This is a genomic window from Desulfobacterales bacterium, from assembly GCA_028704555.1.
Lineage (GTDB): Bacteria > Desulfobacterota > Desulfobacteria > Desulfobacterales > JAQWFD01 > JAQWFD01.
This window is the reverse complement of record JAQWFD010000086.1, coordinates 1-3,327: the sequence shown is the minus strand read 5'-3', so window position 1 is coordinate 3,327 and position 3,327 is coordinate 1. Positions and strand designations below refer to the sequence as shown.

Genomic DNA, 3,327 nt, shown 5'->3' with positions numbered 1-3,327 from the left:
TACCCTGAAGTGGACACGAAAAACTGGAATGTCTGGATCAATATCTACAAGGGCCGTGACGGGTCAATGGAATTCGAAAAACAGCCTTTTGGCAGCTGGCCAACTGCAACGAGTTGAATGGTTAAAACTTCTAAGGGCTCGCTCAGAAATAAGTTCGCAAGTTTAAGTGTTGAGGCGCCTGTCTGGCAAGGCACGAAAGCCGCACAATCAAGCATATTCCGAGCTTTCGTAACGCAGCCAGCCAGGATGCATCGGCGCTTAAAATGGGAAGTTATTTTTGAGTGAGCCCTAACGAAGGGGACATGTAAAGGTAGCTGGTGTTCATTGCATGGCCAATAGAAAAGCATCAAAAAAAGGATAGATCGTGGTTCGTTCCTCACACGATCTATCCTTATTCGTTGAACGAAGACTCTTCCTGGCGTTTCATATCCAAGTCCATGCGTTCGGTGCTGATTGGGTTGAAACATCGGGCGCTCCAGATCGCTGTTATGTCTGGAAGAATGCGAGCAGATCGGCGTTGATCTGGTCCTTATTGGTAGAGCAGAGGCCGTGCGGCAAGCCCGGATAGGCTTTCAGCGTGGCCCCTTTGACGATCCTGGACGAGAGCATGGCCGAGGCGCCGATTGGCACGATCTGGTCGTCGTCGCCGTGCATAATGAGCGTCGGGATGTCGAACTTCTTGAGATCGTTAGTGAAATCCGTCTCGGAAAAGGCCTTGATGCAATCGATGACGGCTTTGAATCCGGCCTGCATCCCCTGAAGCCAGAACGAGTCCCGCACGCCCTGCGAGACCTTGGCGCCCGGCCGGTTGGCGCCGTAGAACGGTTCGGTGAGATCCTTGAAGAACTGCGAGCGGTCTGCAAGCACGCCGGCGCGGATTTTGTCGAACACGGCGATCGGCAACCCGCCGGGATTGGCGGCCGTTTTCAGCATCAGAGGCGTCACCGCGCCTATCAGCACGGCCTTGGCCACACGTTTGGTGCCGTGGCGGCCGATATAGCGGGCGACTTCGCCGCCGCCCGTGGAGTGCCCGACATGGATCGCTTTCTTCAGGTCAAGCTTTTCCACGAGTTCCGCGAGATCGTCGGCGTAGGTGTCCATCTCGTTGCCGCTCCATGGCTGGCCCGATCGCCCATGGCCGCGGCGGTCATGGGCGATGCAGCGGTATCCGCGCTCGCCTAGAAACACCATCTGGTCTTCCCATGCGTCCCCGCTCAGCGGCCAACCATGGCTGAAGACCACGGGTTGCCCGCTGCCCCAGTCCTTGTAATAGATCTGCGTGCCGTCTTTCGTCGTGATCGTGCTCATTGTTTGCCTCCTTTTCAGTCGCAACGGTTGTCAGCCAAGGTTCTCTGCCGCAAAACTCCAGTTAATCAGTTTATCCAGCACTGCGTTGACATAGTCCGCGCGGCGGTTCTGATAATCCAGATAGTAGGCGTGTTCCCACACGTCGATGGTCAATAGCGGCTTCATGCCTTTGGTCAAAGGTGAATCCGCATTGCCGGTCTTGACCACCTTGAGCTTGTCGCCATCCAACACAAGCCACGCCCAGCCGCTGCCAAACTGAGTAGTTGCCGCAGTCGCCAATTCCTTCTTGCATGCGTCCAAGGTGCCGAAGGAAGCCTCGATCTTTTGCTTCAAGGCTGCGGGCAGTTTTTCGCCACCGTTAGGTTTCAAACTACTCCAGTAAAACGTATGGTTCCATGTTTGTGCGGCATTATTAAAAATCGCGGTTTTGTCCACTTTACCGGCTGTTTCAGTTATGATTTTCTCTAAATTCAGTCCGGCAAACTCGGTCCCCGCAACCAGCTTGTTCAAGTTATCGACATATCCCTTGTGATGTTTGCCGTAGTGGAAGCCGATCGTATTTGCGGAGATGACGGGACCCAGCGCGTTATTCGCGTAGGGCAGGGCCGGTAGGACATGGGGAGATGCACTTTTAATCTTGTCATTGATCATCATTTTGTCTCGTCTGTGGTGACGTAAAAGCCTAACGCGAAGCTGTGAGGCGGCATGCTTTTCGCCGTCTTCACCAGCGCGATGTTATGCAATCTTTTACTGAAATCGCGTCTTTTCAACATACCGGCTTTGTGAGCGATTTTCTCTTTTTTTTGCCTTCAATTTTTTCGGGTGGATCATTTATAAAAACTTTCCCGAGTCCAATCGGTGAAGTTAACGTTCCGCCATTTTTTTCTTTACTTATTCCATCTGAAAAACCGAGATCAACAGGAACCTTACCTCTTCCGCCCTGTGCATCTACTACATAAACAGGGCGTAGAAATCCTGTGGTGTTTCCGCAAAGGTCTCTACAGATCTCTTTACCTCGGTAAACTTCTGTTCTAAAATGACCTGTCCCTTCAACCAGATCGGCATAATAGAGATAATATGGTTTTATACCCATTTTCCCGAGGCCGTGTACCAAGTTTCTCATTACATCCGTATCATCGTTCACTCCTTTCATTAAAACAGTCTGATTTCCTATGGGAATACCCAGTTGTCTTAACACGTTAACGGCCTCGTAGCTTTCAGCAGTGATTTCATTGGGATGATTAAAGTGCGTGTTTATATAGAGTTGCGGTTCTTTAATTGACCGGGGGGTGTGTTTTCTAAGCACCCCGATAAGTTCTTCATCTTCAATAATCTTTTGCGGCCAGACACATGGGACTCTTGTCCCTATTCTTATCAATTGAACATGTTGTATTTCCTTCAGTTTTGACAGGACATCATCGATTTTATTGTTGGACATAAGCAACGGGTCTCCACCAGAGATTAGTACGTCTCTGATGTCCTCGTGAGAGGCAATGTATTCAATTCCCTTTTTTATGTCCTCTATACCTGGATTCTTGCGATCATCACCTACCTTTCTCTTTCTCGTGCAGAACCTGCAGTACATTGCGCACTCGTTTGAAATAAGCAATAAAACTCTATCAGGATACCGATGGACTATTGTCCTAGGCCCACCAAGCGGTATATCTCCTTCCTCGTCTAGGGGATCAGGTGTAAGATCCTTATAATGCTCAAGCTCACCGATACCAGGAATTGCCTGTTTCCAAATGCCATCATTTACCTTTTCAATGAGGCTGAGGTAATACTTATTTACTCTCATAGGGTATTTGGCAATTACATCCTTTAGTTTTGGCTCGATTGCCACATTCTGCCCAGAAAGCCATCGCTCCAAATCCTCGAATGTTTTTATTGAGGTAACTATTCAGCGAAAAAACAAAAAGTAGCTAAAAAAAGACTTGACAGGGTTTTTCTGAAAAATTTTAAAATTCAACTTGATATGACTTTATTGTCGTATTCCGATAATAATGAATTTGATAGGGC

The 3,327-nt window shown here is 49.0% G+C and carries 3 protein-coding genes; all 3 read right to left on the bottom strand.

Annotated features, from left to right (window positions below; all coding sequences use genetic code 11):
• Positions 1–486: 486 nt before the first annotated feature.
• On the bottom strand, positions 487–1,308 hold the full coding sequence (locus PHQ97_16030) for an alpha/beta hydrolase (protein MDD4394242.1): 822 nt from the start codon (positions 1,306–1,308) through the stop codon (positions 487–489).
• Positions 1,309–1,338: 30 nt separating this feature from the next.
• Positions 1,339–1,962, bottom strand: coding sequence for a superoxide dismutase (locus PHQ97_16025; protein MDD4394241.1), 624 nt, complete (start codon positions 1,960–1,962; stop codon positions 1,339–1,341).
• Between the two features lie 112 nt (positions 1,963–2,074).
• A complete protein-coding gene (locus PHQ97_16020) occupies positions 2,075–3,151 on the bottom strand; it encodes a KamA family radical SAM protein (protein MDD4394240.1) in 1,077 nt (358 codons plus the stop codon).
• Positions 3,152–3,327: the final 176 nt, after the last annotated feature.

What these genes read in the sequence shown, in the direction of transcription:
- PHQ97_16030 (MDD4394242.1), bottom strand. Translation starts at nt 1,308, where the DNA reads ATGAGCACGATCACGACGAAAGACGGCACGCAGATCTATTACAAGGAC.
- PHQ97_16025 (MDD4394241.1), bottom strand. Translation starts at nt 1,962, where the DNA reads ATGATGATCAATGACAAGATTAAAAGTGCATCTCCCCATGTCCTACCG.